We start from the raw sequence: 17123 nt of genomic DNA, 5'->3' as shown, positions 1-17123 counted from the left end.
GGGCCGGTCTACCGACCCGGGATGTACTTCAGCGCCTTGACGAACGGCGGCATGATCTTCGCCCACAACTTCGGCGGAAGTCCTCGCGGTCCACCGAGATTGAGCAGACGCGTCGTGGCGATCGTCTGCGATTCCGTGTACTTGAGCAGGCCCTCGGTGCCGTGCCTGCGGCCCATCCCGGACACGCCCATGCCGCCCATCGGCGCGCCGGTGGTTCCCCACGTCGGCGCGTAGCCCTCGTCGACATTGACGGTGCCCGAATGCAGCCGCGCCGCAATGGCTTCACCCTGCGCCTTGGTCTTCGCCCACACACTGGCGTTGAGTCCGTACTCGGTGTCGTTGGCCTTCTCGATCGCCTCGTCGACGTCGGTGACGGGGTAGATCGACACCAGTGGCCCGAAGGTTTCGGTTGCCGCGCACTCCATGTCCTCGGTGACGTTCGCCAGCAGCGTCGGCTCGTAGAACAGCGGGCCGATGTCGGGGCGAGCCTTGCCGCCTGCGATCACGATCGCGCCCTTGACCTTTGCGTCGTCGACGTGAGACGAGACGGTCTTGATCTGATCCTCGGAGATGAGGCTGCCCATCTCGACGCCGAATTCGTAGTCGGCTCCGAGGGTCATGTTGCGCACTCGCTGACCGAACTTCTCGGTGAACTCTGCGGCGATCGACTTCTCGACGTAGATACGTTCGATGGAGATACAGAGCTGACCTGAGTTCGAGAAGCAGGCGCGGACAGCCGCGTCGGACACTTCCCGCAGGTTCGCACCCTTGGCCACGATCATGGCGTTCTTACCGCCGAGCTCGGCGGAGAACCCGATGAGTCGACGCCCCGCCTGCTCGGCCAGCAGCTGACCGGTGGCGGTGGAGCCGGTGAACATGACGTACTCGGTGTTCTCCACCAATGCGGTTCCCACCACCGAACCCGGCCCCGGCACCACGGCGAACAGGTCACGAGGAAGACCTGCCTTGTAGAGCAGTTCGACACAGGCGAGGGCGCAGTACGGCGTCTGACTGTCGGGCTTGAGTACCACTCCGTTGCCGGCCAGCAGGGCCGGAATGGCGTCGGACACTGCGAGGGTCATCGGGTAGTTCCATGGGGAGATGATCCCGACGATTCCCTTGGGCTGGTATCGAACTCGCGTCTTGGTCAGCACCGGCAGCATGCCGGTGACCTTCTTGGGTGCCAGCAGCTTCGCGGCGGTGCGCGCGTAGTGCCGCGAGGTCATCGCAATGTCGAGAACTTCTTCGAGAGCCGCGGCACGAGACTTGCCGGTCTCGGCCTGCGCCATGTCCATCAGCTCGTTGCGATGGGCGAGCACGAGGTCTCGGTAGCGGTGGAAGATCTCCGCGCGCTCGGACACCGGGCGCTTGGCCCATGCCGCCTGAGCTGCGCGTGCGCGTGCAATCGCTGCCGTCGCATCAGCAGCGGTACCGACCGGGATGGTCGCCAGCTCCTTGCCGGTGAAGACCTCGGTGATCGTTTTCGTCGGCCGCGATTCGGCGTCGGGAATGGCGATGAGATCAGCGAGCCGAGAGAAGGTCGAGGCGGACGGTGCAGGCATTTCGATGTCCCTACTGGTGAGTAGTGTTCGGAGTAACAGACAACCTACCTGGTCTTCGGCTCAGTTCACAGGGTCGAAGTCGGCCTATCCTGTGGCACGATGGGCAGTGGTCTACCGGACGTCGGGGCGTACGGAGCTACTGGGGTGGGAAATACATGCGCAAGGCATTCGTTTTGGCCGGAGCTGCAGCATTGATGCTGTCGTTCGCAGGGTCGGCTCAAGCAGATCCACTTCAGGACTTCATCTCGCCGCCGAGCGATCCCGATGCGTATCTCCCCACCTCACTCGGTGATCCATGGTTCGATCCGCCTGCCGGATACGAGAAATCCCAGCCGGGGGCAGTGCTCAACCGTCGTGATGTCGCGGTGACGCCCGGGGCGTCGTCGGTGCAGTTGCTCTTCCGCTCGACCGACTCCAAGAACCAGCCCATCGCGGCGGCGACGACGGTGCTGACTCCCAACGCACCGTGGACAGGAGGCGGTGACCGGCCCGTCATCGCGTACAACGAGGCAACGGACTCGCTCGGAAACAAGTGCGCGCCGTCGTACACCCTCCCGCGGGGCAACAACAAGGAGATCGATCAGGTACGGATTCTGCTCGATCGCGGCTACACCGTGGTCGTCACCGACTATCAAGGCCCCCGGCAGGCCTACTCGGCCGGTCTCGTCTCCGGACACACCGTGCTCGACGGCCTGCGCGCCTCGCAGAGCGCGGGAGTGGGCGCGGATGCACCGATCGGCATCACCGGCTACTCCGGCGGTGCCATCGCCTCGGGTTGGGCAGCGCAGTTGGCTCCGGAATACGCACCGGAGTTGAACATCGCCGGCGTCGCGTTCGGCGGTCCGCCGACCGACTACAAGATTTTGCAGACCTCGTTGAACGGTCAGATCGGATCGGGCTTGTTCACGGCGGCGACAATCGGACTGTCCCGGGAGTACCCCGAGATGCGGCAGCTCGCCAACGACAACGGCAAGCGACTGGCTCTGGCGCAGAAGGATCAATGCGTGGATGTGTTGTCCTACACGGGACTACTGCTGTTGGACCAGCGAAACCTCTCCAGCGTCCCTGATGTCTTCGAGCATCCGATCACCAAGACCGTCGTCGAGGAAAACCGGATGGGCCAGAAGAAGCCGGACGCGCCGGTGTACATCTACCAGGGCCTGCAGGACTTCCTCATCCCCAAGGAAGGTGCCGAGGCCGTGCAGGACCAGTGGTGCGCCGCAGGCGCTTCGGTCCATCTCGAAGAGGTCCCGGGAGACCACACACTCGCCCAGTCCAACGGCCGCCCCGGCGCATACGATTGGCTCGCACAACGTCTCGCCGGCGTGCCGACCTCCGGCTGCGAACGCGTCATCGATTAGGAGCTTGACCCTCACGTCACGGGAGGCAGCACAGTGTCCTTCGTGAGTGATTCGGCAGGCATGCAGGTCGGCGCGGTCTCGAAGTTGGTCGGTGTCAGCGTCAGAACGCTGCATCATTACGACGAGATCGCGTTGGTGGTGCCGTCGGGGAGAACCCCCAAGGGCTATCGGACGTATTCGTCGGCCGATGTCGAACGGCTGCATCAGGTACTGACCTACCGCGAACTCGGGTTTCCGCTCGAGGTCATTGCAGCGTTGCTCGACGACCCGGCGGTCGACGCCATGTCGCATCTGCGTCGGCAGCGCGACCTGCTCAGCGAGCGGATCGATCACTTGCACGCAATGGCTGCGGCCGTGGACAAGATGATGGAGGCGAAGAAGATGGGTATGCAACTGACTCCCGAGGAGCAGCGCGAGATTTTCGGAGACAACTGGCCCGGCGAGGAGTACGCCGAGGAGGCCGAGCAACGCTGGGGCGAGACGGACGAGTGGAAGCAGTCGCAGCAGCGAACGGCGTCGTTCACCAAGGACGATTGGAAGGCCGTCAAGGAAGAGACGGACCTACTGGAAGCGGATCTCGCTGCCGCGATGCAGCGGGGTGTGTCGCCGGACTCCACCGAGGCCGGGGAACTGGCCGAGCGTCATCGGGCATCGATCGAGCGGTACTACGACTGCGGTTACGAGATGCAGGTGAACCTGGCGGAGATGTACATCGCCGACGAGCGATTTGCCAAGCACTACAACGATATCGCCGCCGGACTGGCGCAGTACCTTCGCGACGTCATTGTCGCGAACGCTGCCCGTCAGGGTTGACGCGGGCCATCGCGGACCGCTCGTGTGCGGTCGATCCACCCCAGACTCCATGCCTTTCGTCCGTATCGAGTGCATGTTGCAGACAGCGCGCGATCACGGGGCATCGATCGCACACGAGCTTGGCCTGTCGCTCCAGGTTTCTCAACGAGTATCCCCGCAGCCCCAGGGGCGGGTAGAACATCGAGACCGGCATCGAGCGGCAGGCAGCATTCATCTGCCAATCCCACTGTTCGGAGATCGGTTGCAGTGCTTGCGCTTTCATCGGCATTACCCGCCTCCTTCGGATCAGAGTTTCAGCAGTCGCCGGGCGTTGACGGATGTGGCCGCGCGCCAGTTCTCGAGTCCGCCGTTCGCAGCACCGGCGTCGAGTGATCGCACTTGCTCCTGCACGCCGGTGATCGGCGTGAAGCAGTAATCGCTGCCGTACACCAGCCGATCGGGTCCGACGGTGGACAACAGCGCGGGCAGCTGCCGCGGGACCGGCGTACCGGCGAGGTCGAACCACAAGCGCCGCAGTACATCCGGCGTCGTCGGCGTCCCCAGGCCGACCTGCGTCCGGAAGAAGTCGACCCGATCCGCCAGTAGCGGCAGTACTCCGCCGCCGTGAGTGAACACCCAACGGATGTTCGGGAATCGGTCGACCACACCCAACAGAATCAGGTCGACGACGGTTCGCGCTGTGTCGAAAAGAAATTCGATCATCGGGGCCGGACGCCCGAGAGACACGGCAGCGGAATTCGGCGGAGAGGTCGGATGCACGAACACGACTGCCGATCGCGCATCCAACGCGGCGAGCAGTGGCGTCAGCACGGCGTTGCCCAGGTACATCCCACCGGCGTTCGACATCACCGTCACTCCGTCGGCACCGAGCTGATCGAGCGCACGAATTGCCTCGACCGTCGAGTCGACGACGTTCGGGAGCGGTAGCGACGCAAAGAATCCGAGTCGGGGTCGACTCGCGACCACCCCGGCCCCGAAGTCGTTGACGCGTCGAGCAAGATCGGCCGCGTTGCCGTCGTCGCCGAAATGCACTCCCGGTGACGAGACGGACAGGATCGCTCTGTCGATCCCGCAGCCGTCCATCATCTGCAGGTGTTCGACCACCGACCAGCTCGGCCACTTCGGCATGCCGTCGGGAAATGCGATGCCCGACGCCAGGGCTTCGCGTAGGTAGAAGTCGGGAACCATGTGCGAATGGACGTCGATCACCCCGGTTGCGGCCGGGCCGGTGGAGGCCGATGCCGTAGCGGAGGTCAGTGTCGTAGCTGAGGTCAGTGTCGAGAGGGCAACCCCGGAGATCGTCGCGGCACTGAGGGTGCCCAGCAGGGTTCTGCGATCGATCACAGTGGAAGTCCTTCTTGTCGACGCCTCCGACTCAACTGACGTTATCGTCACATATGAGATAAACCGCAGTCAACGGTGAGATCTACCAACGAAGACGGGACTAGCATTGCCCGATGACCACCGAACGCACGACGCCCACTCCGCTGCAGTTTCTGGGCTATTCGTTCGGACGCACACTGCCCGAGTCGATGCAGGACTGGGTTCGCAAAGATCTCGTGGGCAACGGTGCCCAGGTCCGCTACATCGCCCGATTCATCGTGCCGATCATTCCGCTACTGCTGCTGTTCCTGCTGATTCCGGGTCCGCTGTGGATGTCGCTCGCGATGATGTCGCTGCTGTTCATCCCGCTGGTGTACTTCTCGATTGCCCTGATGAACGTCTATCGGCGGCATCGCCTGCTGATTCACGGCCTCGACCCGCAACTGATCAACGCCAAAGCGCAGAGCCGCGTCGACCGCACTCGCGACGACTACGAACGGCGTCACGGCCGGGGCTGACGAGCGAGCGATAGTCTGTGCCGCATGACTTCACCTGTCGAATTCAAAGCAACAGCTGATCTGGCCGACGAGATCGGTCCCGAGATCCGCAGCTGCGACACCCAGTTCGTCCAGTTCGGCAAGCACACCGAGTTCGCGGGCCCCATCACCACCATCCGCTGCTTCCAGGACAATCTTCTGGTCAAGCAAACGCTCGGCGAGCCCGGCAACGGTGGCGTTCTGGTGGTCGACGGCGACGCCAGTGTGCACACCGCGCTCGTCGGCGACATCATCGCCGGCCGCGGAGTCACCAACGGTTGGGCAGGCGTCATCGTCAACGGTGCGGTGCGCGACTCCGCGATCCTGCGCACACTCGAGATCGGCGTCAAAGCGCTGGGGACCAACCCGCGCAAGAGCACGCAAACCGGCTCGGGTGAGAAGAACGTGCCGGTCAGCTTCGGCGGCATCACGTTCAACCCGGGCGAGATCGTCTACAGCGACCACGACGGCGTCGTCGCGGTCTAGCAGCCCACTCGGCGGCAGGCCGGAATGCCTGCCGCCGTAGTGCTCTTACTTCACGAACGCGAGCAGCGCGTCGTTCACTTCCTGGAAGTGCGTCCACAGCAGTCCGTGGGGCGCGCCCTCGACCTCGACGTACGTGGCTTCGGGGAACGCCTCGTGGAACGGACGGCCCGTCGAATCGATCGGAAGAACGTTGTCCGCGGTTCCGTGCAGGATCAGCGTGGGCTTGCCGGATTCACGTACCTTCGCGACATCCGCGCGGAAGTCCTCGAGCCAAGTCGGTACGACGGCATAGGCCGCGACAGGTGCGCTGGTGGTGGCGGTGTTCCAGCTCGCGCGAACCGTCGCCTCACTGATTCGGGTACCGAGGTTCTCGTCGAGGTTGTAGAAGTCCTTGTAGAAATTCTCGAACCAGGTGAACCTGTCCTCGCGGGCGGCGGTCTCGATACCGTCGAACACCGACTGCGGAACGCCGGTGGGATTGTCGTCCGTCTGCAGCAGGAACGGCTCGAGGGAAGCGAGGAATGCGAACTTCGCCACGCGGTCGGTGCCGTACTTCGCGGCGTACCGAGCCAGTTCGCCTGTGCCCATGGAGAATCCGACCAGGATGACATCGTTGAGATCCAGCTCGGTGAGCACCTTGTCCAGGTCTGCAGCGAAGGTGTCGTAGTCGTAGCCGACGGTGGGCTTGCTCGACTGCCCGAACCCACGACGGTCGTAGGTGATGACGCGGTAGCCGGCGTCCAGTAGTGCGCGCGACTGACGTTCCCAGGAGTTGCCGTCGAGCGGGTAGCCGTGGATGAGCACAACGGGCTGTCCGGAGCCGTGATCCTCGTAGTAGACCTCGACGGGGGTGGAGTTCTCGGTTCCGACGTTGATGTACGCCATGATCCTGCCTTCCTGTGTCCTGAACATCGAGCGGGAGAACGGTCGTTCTCTCGACATGTGGACTACTGTAGAGAACGTTGGTTCTCTCGGCAAGGGGTGAGCGATGACCAGTACGGAAATCGGACGGGCACAGGTGGTGAACGCCGCGGACGAACTGTTCTATGCGCGTGGCATCCAGGCGGTGGGTATGGACGAGTTGCGTGCCAAGGCCGGCATCTCCCTCAAGCGCCTGTACACGCTCTTTCCCTCGAAAACCGCCATCGTCGCCGAGGTTCTCCGTGGTCGCACCCAGCAGTGGACCGACGGCATCCACGCCGAAGCAGCCCTACACGGATCCCCTCGACAGAAACTGCTGTCGATCTTCGATTTCTTGGACCACTGGTTTCGCCAGGACGGCTTCCGCGGGTGCGCCTTCATCAACTCGTTCGGCGAACTGGGCGCAACCATGCCCGAGGTCGCCGACGCCGCACATCAGCACAAGAAGCGTTTCATCGAGTACGTCACCCGCTTGGCCGTCGAAGCCGGATGCGAGCCGACCGTCGGGCTGCAGATCGCCTTGCTCGCCGAAGGCGCTCAAACTACCGCAGCCATTACCGAACTGGCCGAATCTGCTTCTGCAGCAAAGGCTGCGGCCGGGGTGCTGCTGGATTCGAGCCACCGGTAGCGCAACCCTGGTGCGAGCAACGCTGGACATGCCACACTCGATGTCATGAAGGCTTTCGGCTCGGCAGTTCCGATTCTCCGCATCTTCGACGACGTCGAAGCGCGTGCGTTCTATCTGGACTATCTGGGCTTTTCGGTCGAATGGGAGCATCGATTCGAGCCGGATCTGCCGCTGTACATTCGTATTTCACGCGGAGAGTGCATCCTGGATCTGTCCCAGCACTACGGCGACGGCACACCGGGATCGTCCGTCTGGATACCGATCGCGGATGTCGTGTCGTTCAATGCCGAACTCTTGCAGAAGAACCACCCACGCAGTCGACCCGGAATCGATCACGACGGACCGGGCGGTCCGACCATGACGGTCATAGACCCATTCTCGAACAACCTCCGCTTCTGCCAGGTCGATCGCTGACGGCTCTTGCCAGCCGTCTCGGACGCTTGTACTGTCGTCGCCATGATGCACCTGCAGCCACTGACGACGACGCCGGTTTTCTTCCGGCGTCCGAAGTAGGCCTGCACCGCCACAGTTTCGACGAACCCCGGGAGTTGTTCCCGGGGTTTTCGCGTATCTGGGCACTTCTTCTGGGCCACAGTAGAAGTGGAGTACCCATGAAGTCCGACCACAGCCAGCTCGGTCGCGAGTTGGATCTCTTTGCAACCAGCCCGGCCATCGGTGCCGGTCTACCCGTCTGGCTCCCAGACGGCGCAATCATCAGAGCGGAACTCGAGAAACTGGCAGCCGAGGAATCAGCACGCTCAGGCTGTCTCGGCGTGTACACACCGGTCCTGGCGAAACGCTCGCTGTTCGAGAGGTCGGGCCACTGGGACAAGTTCTCGGCCGATATGTTCCCCCCGATGCGTATCGGAGGTGAGGAATTCGTTCTGCGACCGGCCAATTGCCCACATCACACCCAAGTGTTCGATGCCCGTGGGCGCAGCTTCCGCGACCTACCGTTTCGCGTATCGGAACTGGGATCGATGTTCCGAAGTGAACTGTCCGGTGTGCTGGGCGGATTGACCCGAGTACGACAGATCTCGCTCGACGACGCGCATGTGTTCTGCACCCCCGATCAGGTTGGAGAGGAGGTCCGACTGGCTCTCGACTCCATCGAAAGGTGTTACCGCGTACTGGGACTCGTTCCCTCGTTCAGGCTCTCGGTTCGGGGCGGGACTGGACGCTACCTGGGTGACACCGCGCAGTGGAGTGCAGCCGAAGGTCAGCTACGCGCGGCACTGGGTGATCGCGAGTTCACCATCGGGGAGGGAGATGCCGCCTTCTACGGGCCGAAGATAGATGTACAGGTCGCTGGTCATCAGGACACTGTGTCGACCGTGCAGATCGACTTCAATCAACCGGAGCGGTTCGGCCTCGAATACACCGGATCCGACGGTGAGAAGCACCGACCGGTGATGATTCACCGTGGGGTTCTCGGGTCGATGGAACGGCTGACCGCCATGCTGATAGACCGTCATGCCGGTCGAATGCCGCCGTGGCTCGCTCCGAGGCAGGTGGCCGTCATCTGCGTGGGTAGTTCGCACTCGCGGGCGGCGCGGGCCTTGGTCGCCCGACTGCACGATGCATCGGTTCGCGCCCAGATTCTCGAGGAGGGTTCACTGGGCGGACGTATTCGGAATGCGCGACTTCATCGCGACCCGTACATCGCGGTCATCGGTGATCGCGAGGTCGACAGCAATTCCGTTGCAGTGTCGTACAGCGCGCTGAACGCGAAAACCGTACTGGACATGGACGTGTTCATCGAATCGGTGAAACGCGACATACACATTCGCGCTCTGCTTCCTATTGTCCCGGACATGGAGAATCACTGACATTTGACACTGAATTCCTTCGCTGAACGACGATAGCGTCGAAGACATGAGCAAGCTACGAATCCTCGCCGCCCTCACCGTGTCGACATCTCTGCTGGTCAGTGGGTGCACATCGTCCGACGAGCCCTCTGCCGTCGAAGCGACCACCACCACGCCCTCGAGCGGAACCATCAGAACCGACGACGTCCAGGCAGCGTTGGACGCCCTGGTCGACGCCGGATCCGTTGCCGCTGTTGCGCAGGTACGCGACGGCGAGAATTCGTGGTCGGGAGCCGCCGGCCTCGTCGAGCGCGACGGTACCGAGGCTGCGTCCGCAGATGACCCGGTCCGTATCGCCAGCGTCACCAAGTCGATGGTGGCAGCCGTGGTGCTGCAGCTTGTCGACGAGGGCAGACTTCAGCTCGATCAGCAGGTCGACGAGCTGCTACCCGGCCTGCTGCCCAAGCCGGTCACCGTCCGTCAGTTGCTCGATCACACCAGCGGCGTACCCGATTACCTGGTCGGCTTCGACTCTGCGGAGCAGATTGCCGCACGCTCCGCCGATTCGGTTACCGACGACGAATTGATCTCCCAGGCCCTGGCCATGCCGTGGCCCACCGATCCGGGGTCCACATTCGCCTACTCCAACACCAACTACGTCCTTCTCGGTCGCATCGCAGCCGATCTCGACGGCAAGAGCATCGGACAGTCGTTGCAGGACAGGATCTTCGACCCACTGGGCATGACCGACACGACCTACCCAACCGATGCGGCCATCGCCGACGACGCGCTGCACGGTTACACACTCGAGAACGGGACGTACACCGACGTAACCGATTACGACGCCAGCATCTGGTCGTCCGGTGCCGCCGTGGTGTCCACGGTCGGCGACATGAACACCTTCTTCCGTGGACTGTTCGACGGCACGCTGATCCCGCAGAATCTGATCGACGAGATGCAGGTCCTCACGCCGTCCGCGTATGGCCTCGGACTGCTGCTCGGCGGCGATGCCTGCAATCCTGGCGCGGGTGAGCTCGTGTTCGGCCAGCGCGGCAACGGGTTCGGCTACCGCACCTTCCAGTTCTCCAGTCCCGACGGACACCGTCAGGTATCGCTGGCCTGGACCACGGCGGCTCCGAATCCGGCCGCCGACCCTCTCGAGCAGCCGGCCACGAACGCGTTGATCACCGGACTCGCCTCGACCTGCCCGGCGTAGCACTCACAGCACACTCACCCAACCGTGTACCTCGTCGCTGGCGAGCGCGGCCTGATGACGCTTACGGAGAGTCAGCGTCACTGGCCCGCTTTCCTTCGATCCGACTGCACGACCGTCGATTTCGTACACCGGGGCAACTCCCGCCGAGGTGCCGCAGACGAACACCTCGTCGGCGATGTACAGCTCGGTGAGGTCGACGGTGCGCTCCTGAACCGTCAGTCCTTCTTCGCGTGCAAGGGTCAGGATGGTTCGACGGTTGATGCCGTCGAGAATGTCGCTGGTGACGTCGGGAGTGACGAGCACACCATTGCGGACGAGGAAGATGTTCGCGGCACTCAGCTCGCAGACGTGGCCGTTGATGTCGAGAAAGATGCAGTCGTCGAAGCCACTGTCGATCGCATCCTGTTTCGCCAGAACGGAATTGACGTACGCTCCGTTCACCTTGGCGCGGGACGGAATCGCGTTGTCCGGGATACGCCGCCACACACTGGTCTTCAATCGCATCCCGTCCTGCGGGACAATGGGATTGGCGTCGTACAGGAAAATGGACACCGTGGTGTGCAGGCCACGCACCCGCGTTCCAGGGATCGACTCGTCGACGTGGACGGTAGCTCGAACGTAGACCTCGGTCGTCGGAGCGTTGGCGGCAACCACGTCCCGCGTTGCCTGTACGAATCGCTCGAACGTCCACTGCGAGGCAAACGTGTCGATGCCGATGATCTTGCAGGATTCGACGAGTCGCTGATAGTGATCGAGCAACCGGAAAGCGGTACGCCGTTCACCGTCCACCTGGACCGGGAACACCGTGTAGACACTGAGCCCATACAGAACGGCCGAGGTAGCAACCCCGAGCGTTGCGTCCTGCGCGTCCACCAAGCGATCGCCGAAATACACCTTCGAGTGCGGAAGAGCCATGCGGTGATGCTAGTCGTGCGGCAAGTCCGAGCGACAACGGTTTTCCCGTCGTAGTGTCGAGTACATGAGCGCACGCACCATACCGACCCGAACTCTCTGGAACGACGGCCCCGAGGTGGGCGCCATCGGCCTGGGCTGCATGGGAATGACCTGGGCATACAAGGCCGACGACCGGACGGAGACCCCCGACCGCGTCATCGGGCACGCCTTGGACCTGGGTGTGAATTTCATCGATACGGCCGATGTGTACGGACCGTTCACCAACGAGGAAGTCGTCGGCAAGGCCATCGGTAGCCGACGCGACGAGGTGATCCTCGCGACCAAGGGTGGTCTCGTCTCCCACGTCGGCGACGCCGGAGAGCCGGTCATTTCGGGCCCCAACGGCAAGCCGGATCACCTACGTTCGGCAATCGACGATTCACTCCGCCGTTTGGGCGTCGACCACATCGATCTTTACTACCTCCACCGTCCGGATCCCGAGGTGGACGTAGAGGACAGCATCGGCGCGATGGCCGAGGCCGTGCACGCCGGAAAGGTTCGGGCGCTCGGTGTCTCGGAGTTCACCGTCGAGCAGCTCGATCGGGCCCAGCAGGTGCACCCGATTTCTGCCGTGCAGTCGGAGTTGTCCCTGTGGACGCGCGATCACCTCGCCACATCACTGAAGTGGACGCAAGACAACGGCGCGGCCTTCGTGCCGTTCTCACCCCTTGGCCGCGGCTTCCTGACCGGCAACTTCCGCGGAACAGCGCCCGCCGCAGACGATTTCCGTGCTCGCCTGCCGCGTTTCAGCCAGGACAACCTCGACGCGAACCTCGTGATCGTCGACGCCATCGCAGCCGTCGCCGACGAGCTCGGTGCGACGCCGGCGCAGGTGGCCCTGGCCTGGGTTCTGGCGCAGGGTGAGCACGTGGTCCCGATTCCCGGCACCCGACGCACCTCGCGTCTGGACGAGAACGCGGGCGCAGCCTCGCTCACCTTGAGCCCGAACCACCTGGCTGCCCTCGACGCTCTGCCGGCTCCCGCCGGTGGTCGCTATTGAGATAGTTCGCGTCGCCCCTGCGGCCGATCTGGGCCTCGCCGAGCAGATCCTCGCGGTGCAGAAGAGTTCGTATGCAGTCGAAGCGAGACTGATCGGCGACGACCGCATCCCGCTGCTGCACGAGTCGGTGGACGAGCTGTGCGCTGCACAGGTCCACTGGCTCGTTGCGCGGCAGGGTGACGAAATCCTAGGTGCCGCAGCGTGGTCCGAGTCTGAGATCGACCGCCTGGTGGTGGCACCACACGCACATCGCCAGGGCATCGGACGAGCATTGGTCGTGGTGGTGATCGAATCGATTGCGGGACAACGTATACAGGTGGCTACCGGGCGAGACAATGCACCGGCGCGCAGACTCTACGAATCGTTCGGCTTCGTGCACACCGAGAATCAGCAGGTTCTGCAGGGATTGTGGCTGGCCCGCTACGAACTCGTGCATGAGCGGGACGAGTACGTCGACAGGGGACGGTTTTAGGGCCACCACAACAAAGGGTAGCCTATCCCAATGCCCTCTCGAATTTTGACGTCCGCAATGCTCGACCGCCGTGGGTTCTTCCTGGCTGCCGGGGCGGTTGCACTCGCTACCGCCTGCTCGCCTCGGGGCCAGGACGCGGCAGCCGCGACCTCTCAGACCGTGCGGATGACGGGCGACGGATTCGATGTCACCGTTCCCGCGCGCCCCACCCGGGTCATTGTGATGGAGGGACGCGGAGATCTCGAATTCGCCCTGCTGGCCGGATATCCCATCATTGCTACCGGCAACACCTTCCAGCCCGGCGCGCGTCCCGCGGGACAGTTCGAGGGATTGCTCGACGCGCAGACCCAGGTCATCGGTGGACCCGACGGTCCGACGGCAGAGGAGATCGCGGCGCTGTCACCTGATCTCATCGTGATGCGTGCCAACGGATGGCGACTCGACTGGTACGGAAACGAACAGCTCACCAAGATCGCGCCTGTCCTTCCCGTCGAGGTGAACGAACCGGATTTCGAGCGGTACACCGTCGACCAGTTCTCGGCCATCGGTCTACTCGACACTGTGCAGCCGCGTCTGGACGAGTACCAGCGGACCATCGACGACGCGGCCGCGGTCACGAACGGTCGCAGAATCGCCCTCATCACCAGCGAACCGGTTGCCAAGGGATACGTCATCGTATGGACCAACTACCTCGGTAATGCGGTGGCCACGGACATGGGATTCACTGTCTTGCAAAACAACCCCGAGGACGAGGAAGGAAACTATCGCCTGTCGGTCGAGAATCTGTACCAGATCGCGGATGCGGAGTTCATCTTCCACCAGACGACCGATCCAACCCAGATCGACGGAATCGCCGCGTGGCAGAACCTCCCCGCTGTCGCCGCGGGTCGCAGTGCGGTACTGGATCCACAGCTGAACAACGGATTGGTCATCACCGCAACCAGTTTCGCGAACAGGCTGATCGAGGTTGTTCGCAACGCGGATTGAGCTACCTTAGGAGCCATGGTTTCTGCCGGTGTCGCGATTGCAATCGCTTTGTACGCCATGGCACTTGCCTCGATCCTCCGCGACCCCAGCACGGGGCCTGTGGTCACGCTGGCGTGGGCATTCGTCGCGTTGATTCTGCCGATCATCGGGCCGATCCTGTGGTTCGCCGTCGGCAAGCGCTATCCCTACGGACCGAGCGGCGGCAACAGATGACAGTTCAATATTCGATCGCGTTGCGCAGGTCGATGTTCACCAGATGGCTCACTTGGTCGCGGAGCCACTCGACCGCCTGCTGATCGGGTGCCGGCGTGTGGGCCAACAGCGTCCAGCGCAGACGAGTTTCTGGAGTCAGGTCGAACTGCAACAGGATGTCGGGGAAACTCTGCCACGGCGAGCTCCAGACAACGCGGTCGAACTCGCTGCTCTCGACGATGCGAGGTAGCGGCTGATCCTCGAACATCACCGGCCAGGCGAACCCCTGATTCTTCGGATGCAGATTTGGGCGCATGAGTGCCTTCCAGACGAAGAAGACCGGCGGCGACAACACCGCAGTCCTGCTCGCGAGAACCATCATCGACCCACCGTACGCAGGTACCGACTAGGGAGCCCTTCTATTTTCGCGCACGGCCGGTGCGGGCGCGATGTACCGACGACAGACAGACAGAGCTCTGCCGTGATGCTGCTGTAGGTCGTCACGCGGGTTGTCGTGGTTCCTCGTCGCCGGTGTCGCCGTGCTGTTCGGGTGGGTAGAGGACTTCCTCTGGGTGGTGTGCGTGATTGATCAGCCCACGGCGCTTGGGGTCCATTCCCGATGGTGGATGCCACAGGGTGCGGCCCGGATAGCGATGTCCTGCTCCGGTTTTGGTGGTCGCCCACTTGCCGGGGCCGGTGCCGACGAGTGCGTGGTGCATGTCGCAGCCGAAGGTGAGGGAGTCGATGTCGGTGTAGCCGCCCTCGACCCAGTCGTCGAGGTGGTGGGCTTGGCACCAGGTAGCCGGGCGGGTGCAGGAGGGGAAGCTGCAGCCGCGGTCTCGGGCGATGAGGACGATGCGTTGGTCGGCGGAGGCGATGCGTTTGGATCGGCCGAGGTAGAGGGCGCGTCCGTTGTCGTCGAAGATGGTCAGGTAGTGGTGGGCGTGGGAGGCCATACGGATCGCATCGCGGATCGACACTCGGGATCCGGTGGCGGTCATCGCGTAACCACAACCGGCGTCGAGGTCTTTGAGGGTCATGGTGACGATGGCGGTGACGGGCAGGCCGCGGTGGGTGCCGAGTGTCCCGGAGGCGAGTGTGTGCCGGAGTGCCATCTTCAGCGCGTCGTGACGGCGTTCGTTCTGGGTGCGCGTATCCCGCGCGGCAGCAGCGTCCCGCATTGCGGTGTCCGGTGCGTCATCGTCAAAGTCATCGTCACCGCCGGCGTCGGATGCGGAGTGACCGCCGGGGTCGGCAGCGCCTGCAGTGTCGTCGGAGCCGTCGTTTCCGTCGGTGTCGCGCGTGTCGTCGGGCTCTGTGCGGCAACCACAGTCGGCACCGACTCCGCAGTCGCCTTCGCAGCATTCGTCGTCACCGCAGTCGCAATCACCGCAGTTGTCGTCACTGCAGTCGCTGGCCTCGTTGCAGTCCGTTCCATCCCACAGACCCGCATCGCTCGACCCTGCATCACCGGACGTCGGCTCGGGCTGCGATGCAGTGGACTTGCTGTCGCCTTCGCCCCCGTGGACGACCGACGTCGGGTCGGCCGGATTGTTCACTCCCGGTTTCGCAGCTTTCGAGAACAGGGCTTCGAGGTAGGCCCGTAGTTCGGAATCGACGCAGAAGTTGCCTTCCGACATCCCGTCGGCACCCTGCTCACCGAGGTAGAAGAACGCATCGCGTCGTTTGCGTGGCTTGGGCTTCCCGTCCTCGTCCTCGTCCTCGTCCTCGTCGTAGTCGCCGTCGGGGTTGAGGATCGAGTCCAGGTGCGCCACCAGCGGTGCGAAGTCGTCAGGGAGTCTGGTCGAGGCGTAGCCCACCAACTGTTGTTCTGCGAGATCCCGGGTCTGCGGGTCCACACTGGCGGGCAAGTGCTTGAAGAATTCGCGGATCATCTGCACATGCTTGGCATCGAGCAACCCCGCCCGCAATGCTTCGGCGGTATGCGGCAGCAGCGGGGGTAGTACTTCACCGGACAGTGCGATGCGATCACCCAACTCCGCAGCCAGACGCACCCGTGCACCGACTGCTCGTGGGGTGATCCGCAGCATCCACGCCACCGACGACGGCACCGAGCCTGGGTACACGTCGAGGCCGTGCTGAGCGATCAACTCGTTGAGCCAGGTGTACGAGTACGCGGTGACAGACCTCGTGAGTGTTTCCATGCGTTGGATCAGCGCACGCCGGTCGGCGTTCGTCCACGACACCGACCCTTGCCCGGCCAATTCGGCGACCGCGGACTCCACACGATCCACCAACACCGACAACTCGGGATCGGACACCTCAGGGGGAGGCGGCACCGTCTCGATGCCGTCCACCCCTGATCCGCCGTCCCCCGAAAGCATGAACAGAATCTATCGCGACCCACCGACAAGCATTCGAACACACGTTCCCGGTCGGCCGCAAGGGCTTCTCCGGATCAGCTAGTGTCCGACATCCAATGAAATCGACAGCGAGACCTCGATTCCCCGGCCGTCCGGCCCAATCGACTTTTGCTGGATGTCTCTGCAGGGCTTTCACGCTCAACCCGGTCACCGCCGCGAACTCGCCAGTTTTCATGGTTCGACCATCCAACCTCCTCTAGCGGGAGGGTCAAGCCTCAACCACCCGGCGTAACAGTCTCGACAATCGATGCCTTCCATCGAACCCCGAATCCCGCAGGTACTGAATCCCTTTGGTGATACTTCAGCGCACCGCTGTACGTCACGCTGAACATGCCCGGGTGTCGCGTGGCGGTCCACTCCTCACGTTGCACGAGAAGACCCGCCCGATCCAGGACGCGGAGACTGCCCTGCGGTCTTGTCTTGAAGTCCAACCACAGATACCTGTCCCACACCAAGCACCCACGCAGCACCACGTCACCA

The 17123-nt window shown here is 63.3% G+C and carries 19 protein-coding genes; 12 read left to right on the top strand and 7 right to left on the bottom strand.

The annotated features are described in order from the left end of the window. Nucleotides 1–8: 8 nt before the first annotated feature. On the bottom strand, nucleotides 9–1562 hold the full coding sequence (locus CH294_RS10375) for a succinic semialdehyde dehydrogenase (protein ID WP_094737838.1): 1554 nt from the start codon (nucleotides 1560–1562) through the stop codon (nucleotides 9–11). A gap of 155 nt (nucleotides 1563–1717) precedes the next feature. Between CH294_RS10375 and CH294_RS10370 the strand changes: the two genes are divergently transcribed. Both CH294_RS10370 and CH294_RS10365 read left to right on the top strand, forming a co-directional pair. After that, complete coding sequence (locus CH294_RS10370) at nucleotides 1718–2923, top strand: lipase family protein (RefSeq protein ID WP_094737837.1); 1206 nt, start codon at nucleotides 1718–1720, stop codon at nucleotides 2921–2923. A gap of 60 nt (nucleotides 2924–2983) precedes the next feature. Continuing rightward, nucleotides 2984–3736 carry a MerR family transcriptional regulator gene (locus CH294_RS10365; protein WP_032401482.1) on the top strand — a complete coding sequence of 251 codons (753 nt, stop codon included), beginning with the start codon at nucleotides 2984–2986 and terminating at the stop codon, nucleotides 3734–3736. Here CH294_RS10365 and CH294_RS10360 read toward each other — a convergent pair. Next, nucleotides 3705–3950: a WhiB family transcriptional regulator gene (locus CH294_RS10360; protein WP_254925535.1), complete on the bottom strand. Its 246-nt coding sequence runs from the start codon at nucleotides 3948–3950 to the stop codon at nucleotides 3705–3707. The two genes, CH294_RS10365 and CH294_RS10360, sit on opposite strands and share 32 nt — an antisense overlap. 71 nt (nucleotides 3951–4021) lie before the next feature. Then, nucleotides 4022–5080 (bottom strand): amidohydrolase family protein, encoded by a 1059-nt coding sequence (locus CH294_RS10355; protein ID WP_249305210.1) that lies wholly within the window; start codon nucleotides 5078–5080, stop codon nucleotides 4022–4024. Nucleotides 5081–5193: 113 nt separating this feature from the next. On the opposite strand from CH294_RS10355, the gene CH294_RS10350 reads away from it, so the two are divergent. After that, nucleotides 5194–5577 (top strand): DUF5313 family protein, encoded by a 384-nt coding sequence (locus CH294_RS10350; RefSeq protein WP_032401464.1) that lies wholly within the window; start codon nucleotides 5194–5196, stop codon nucleotides 5575–5577. A 24-nt stretch (nucleotides 5578–5601) separates the two neighbouring features. Beyond that, a complete protein-coding gene (gene rraA, locus CH294_RS10345; protein ID WP_032401465.1) occupies nucleotides 5602–6081 on the top strand; it encodes a ribonuclease E activity regulator RraA in 480 nt (159 codons plus the stop codon). Nucleotides 6082–6126: 45 nt separating this feature from the next. On the opposite strand, the gene CH294_RS10340 is transcribed toward rraA, so the two are convergent. After that, on the bottom strand, nucleotides 6127–6966 hold the full coding sequence (locus CH294_RS10340; protein ID WP_094737836.1) for an alpha/beta hydrolase: 840 nt from the start codon (nucleotides 6964–6966) through the stop codon (nucleotides 6127–6129). 103 nt (nucleotides 6967–7069) lie between these two features. Here CH294_RS10340 and CH294_RS10335 point away from each other — a divergent pair, with 103 nt between their 5' ends. The 4 genes from CH294_RS10335 (at nucleotide 7070) to CH294_RS10320 (ending at nucleotide 10654) form a co-directional block, all read left to right on the top strand. Beyond that, nucleotides 7070–7630, top strand: a complete 561-nt coding sequence (locus tag CH294_RS10335) for a TetR/AcrR family transcriptional regulator (protein WP_094737835.1) — start codon at nucleotides 7070–7072, stop codon at nucleotides 7628–7630. 45 nt (nucleotides 7631–7675) lie between these two features. Then, entirely contained in the window at nucleotides 7676–8044 is a 369-nt protein-coding gene (locus CH294_RS10330) for a glyoxalase/bleomycin resistance/extradiol dioxygenase family protein (protein WP_052058560.1), read from the top strand. Nucleotides 8045–8241: 197 nt separating this feature from the next. Then, nucleotides 8242–9459 carry a threonine--tRNA ligase gene (gene thrS / locus CH294_RS10325; RefSeq protein WP_094737884.1) on the top strand — a complete coding sequence of 406 codons (1218 nt, stop codon included), beginning with the start codon at nucleotides 8242–8244 and terminating at the stop codon, nucleotides 9457–9459. A 46-nt stretch (nucleotides 9460–9505) separates the two neighbouring features. After that, on the top strand, nucleotides 9506–10654 hold the full coding sequence (locus tag CH294_RS10320; protein ID WP_094609012.1) for a serine hydrolase domain-containing protein: 1149 nt from the start codon (nucleotides 9506–9508) through the stop codon (nucleotides 10652–10654). A gap of 3 nt (nucleotides 10655–10657) precedes the next feature. On the opposite strand, the gene CH294_RS10315 is transcribed toward CH294_RS10320, so the two are convergent. Continuing rightward, nucleotides 10658–11569 carry an aminotransferase class IV gene (locus CH294_RS10315; protein WP_032401468.1) on the bottom strand — a complete coding sequence of 304 codons (912 nt, stop codon included), beginning with the start codon at nucleotides 11567–11569 and terminating at the stop codon, nucleotides 10658–10660. A 64-nt stretch (nucleotides 11570–11633) separates the two neighbouring features. Between CH294_RS10315 and CH294_RS10310 the strand changes: the two genes are divergently transcribed. The 4 genes from CH294_RS10310 to CH294_RS10295 are packed head-to-tail and all read left to right on the top strand — an operon-like array spanning nucleotide 11634 to nucleotide 14280. After that, the gene (locus tag CH294_RS10310) at nucleotides 11634–12608 is read left to right on the top strand and encodes an aldo/keto reductase (RefSeq protein ID WP_094609011.1); all 975 of its coding nucleotides are present in this window, start codon (nucleotides 11634–11636) and stop codon (nucleotides 12606–12608) included. After that, on the top strand, nucleotides 12595–13080 hold the full coding sequence (locus tag CH294_RS10305) for a GNAT family N-acetyltransferase (RefSeq protein ID WP_170944666.1): 486 nt from the start codon (nucleotides 12595–12597) through the stop codon (nucleotides 13078–13080). Before CH294_RS10310 ends, CH294_RS10305 begins: the two co-directional genes overlap by 14 nt. Before the next feature lie 30 nt (nucleotides 13081–13110). Beyond that, on the top strand, nucleotides 13111–14067 hold the full coding sequence (locus CH294_RS10300) for an ABC transporter substrate-binding protein (protein ID WP_249305208.1): 957 nt from the start codon (nucleotides 13111–13113) through the stop codon (nucleotides 14065–14067). 15 nt (nucleotides 14068–14082) lie between these two features. Then, nucleotides 14083–14280, top strand: coding sequence for a PLD nuclease N-terminal domain-containing protein (locus tag CH294_RS10295; protein ID WP_094737832.1), 198 nt, complete (start codon nucleotides 14083–14085; stop codon nucleotides 14278–14280). Nucleotides 14281–14284: 4 nt separating this feature from the next. Here the strand turns inward: CH294_RS10295 and CH294_RS10290 are convergent, their stop codons facing one another. After that, nucleotides 14285–14575, bottom strand: coding sequence for a hypothetical protein (locus CH294_RS10290; protein WP_094737831.1), 291 nt, complete (start codon nucleotides 14573–14575; stop codon nucleotides 14285–14287). Nucleotides 14576–14759: 184 nt separating this feature from the next. Beyond that, entirely contained in the window at nucleotides 14760–16604 is a 1845-nt protein-coding gene (locus CH294_RS10285) for an HNH endonuclease signature motif containing protein (RefSeq protein ID WP_094737830.1), read from the bottom strand. Nucleotides 16605–17123: the final 519 nt, after the last annotated feature.

This window comes from Rhodococcus sp. 14-2483-1-1 (assembly GCF_002259335.1).
Classification (GTDB): domain Bacteria; phylum Actinomycetota; class Actinomycetes; order Mycobacteriales; family Mycobacteriaceae; genus Rhodococcoides.
Note: the sequence above shows the minus strand (reverse complement) of the source record. Positions and strands in the feature narration are given on the sequence as shown.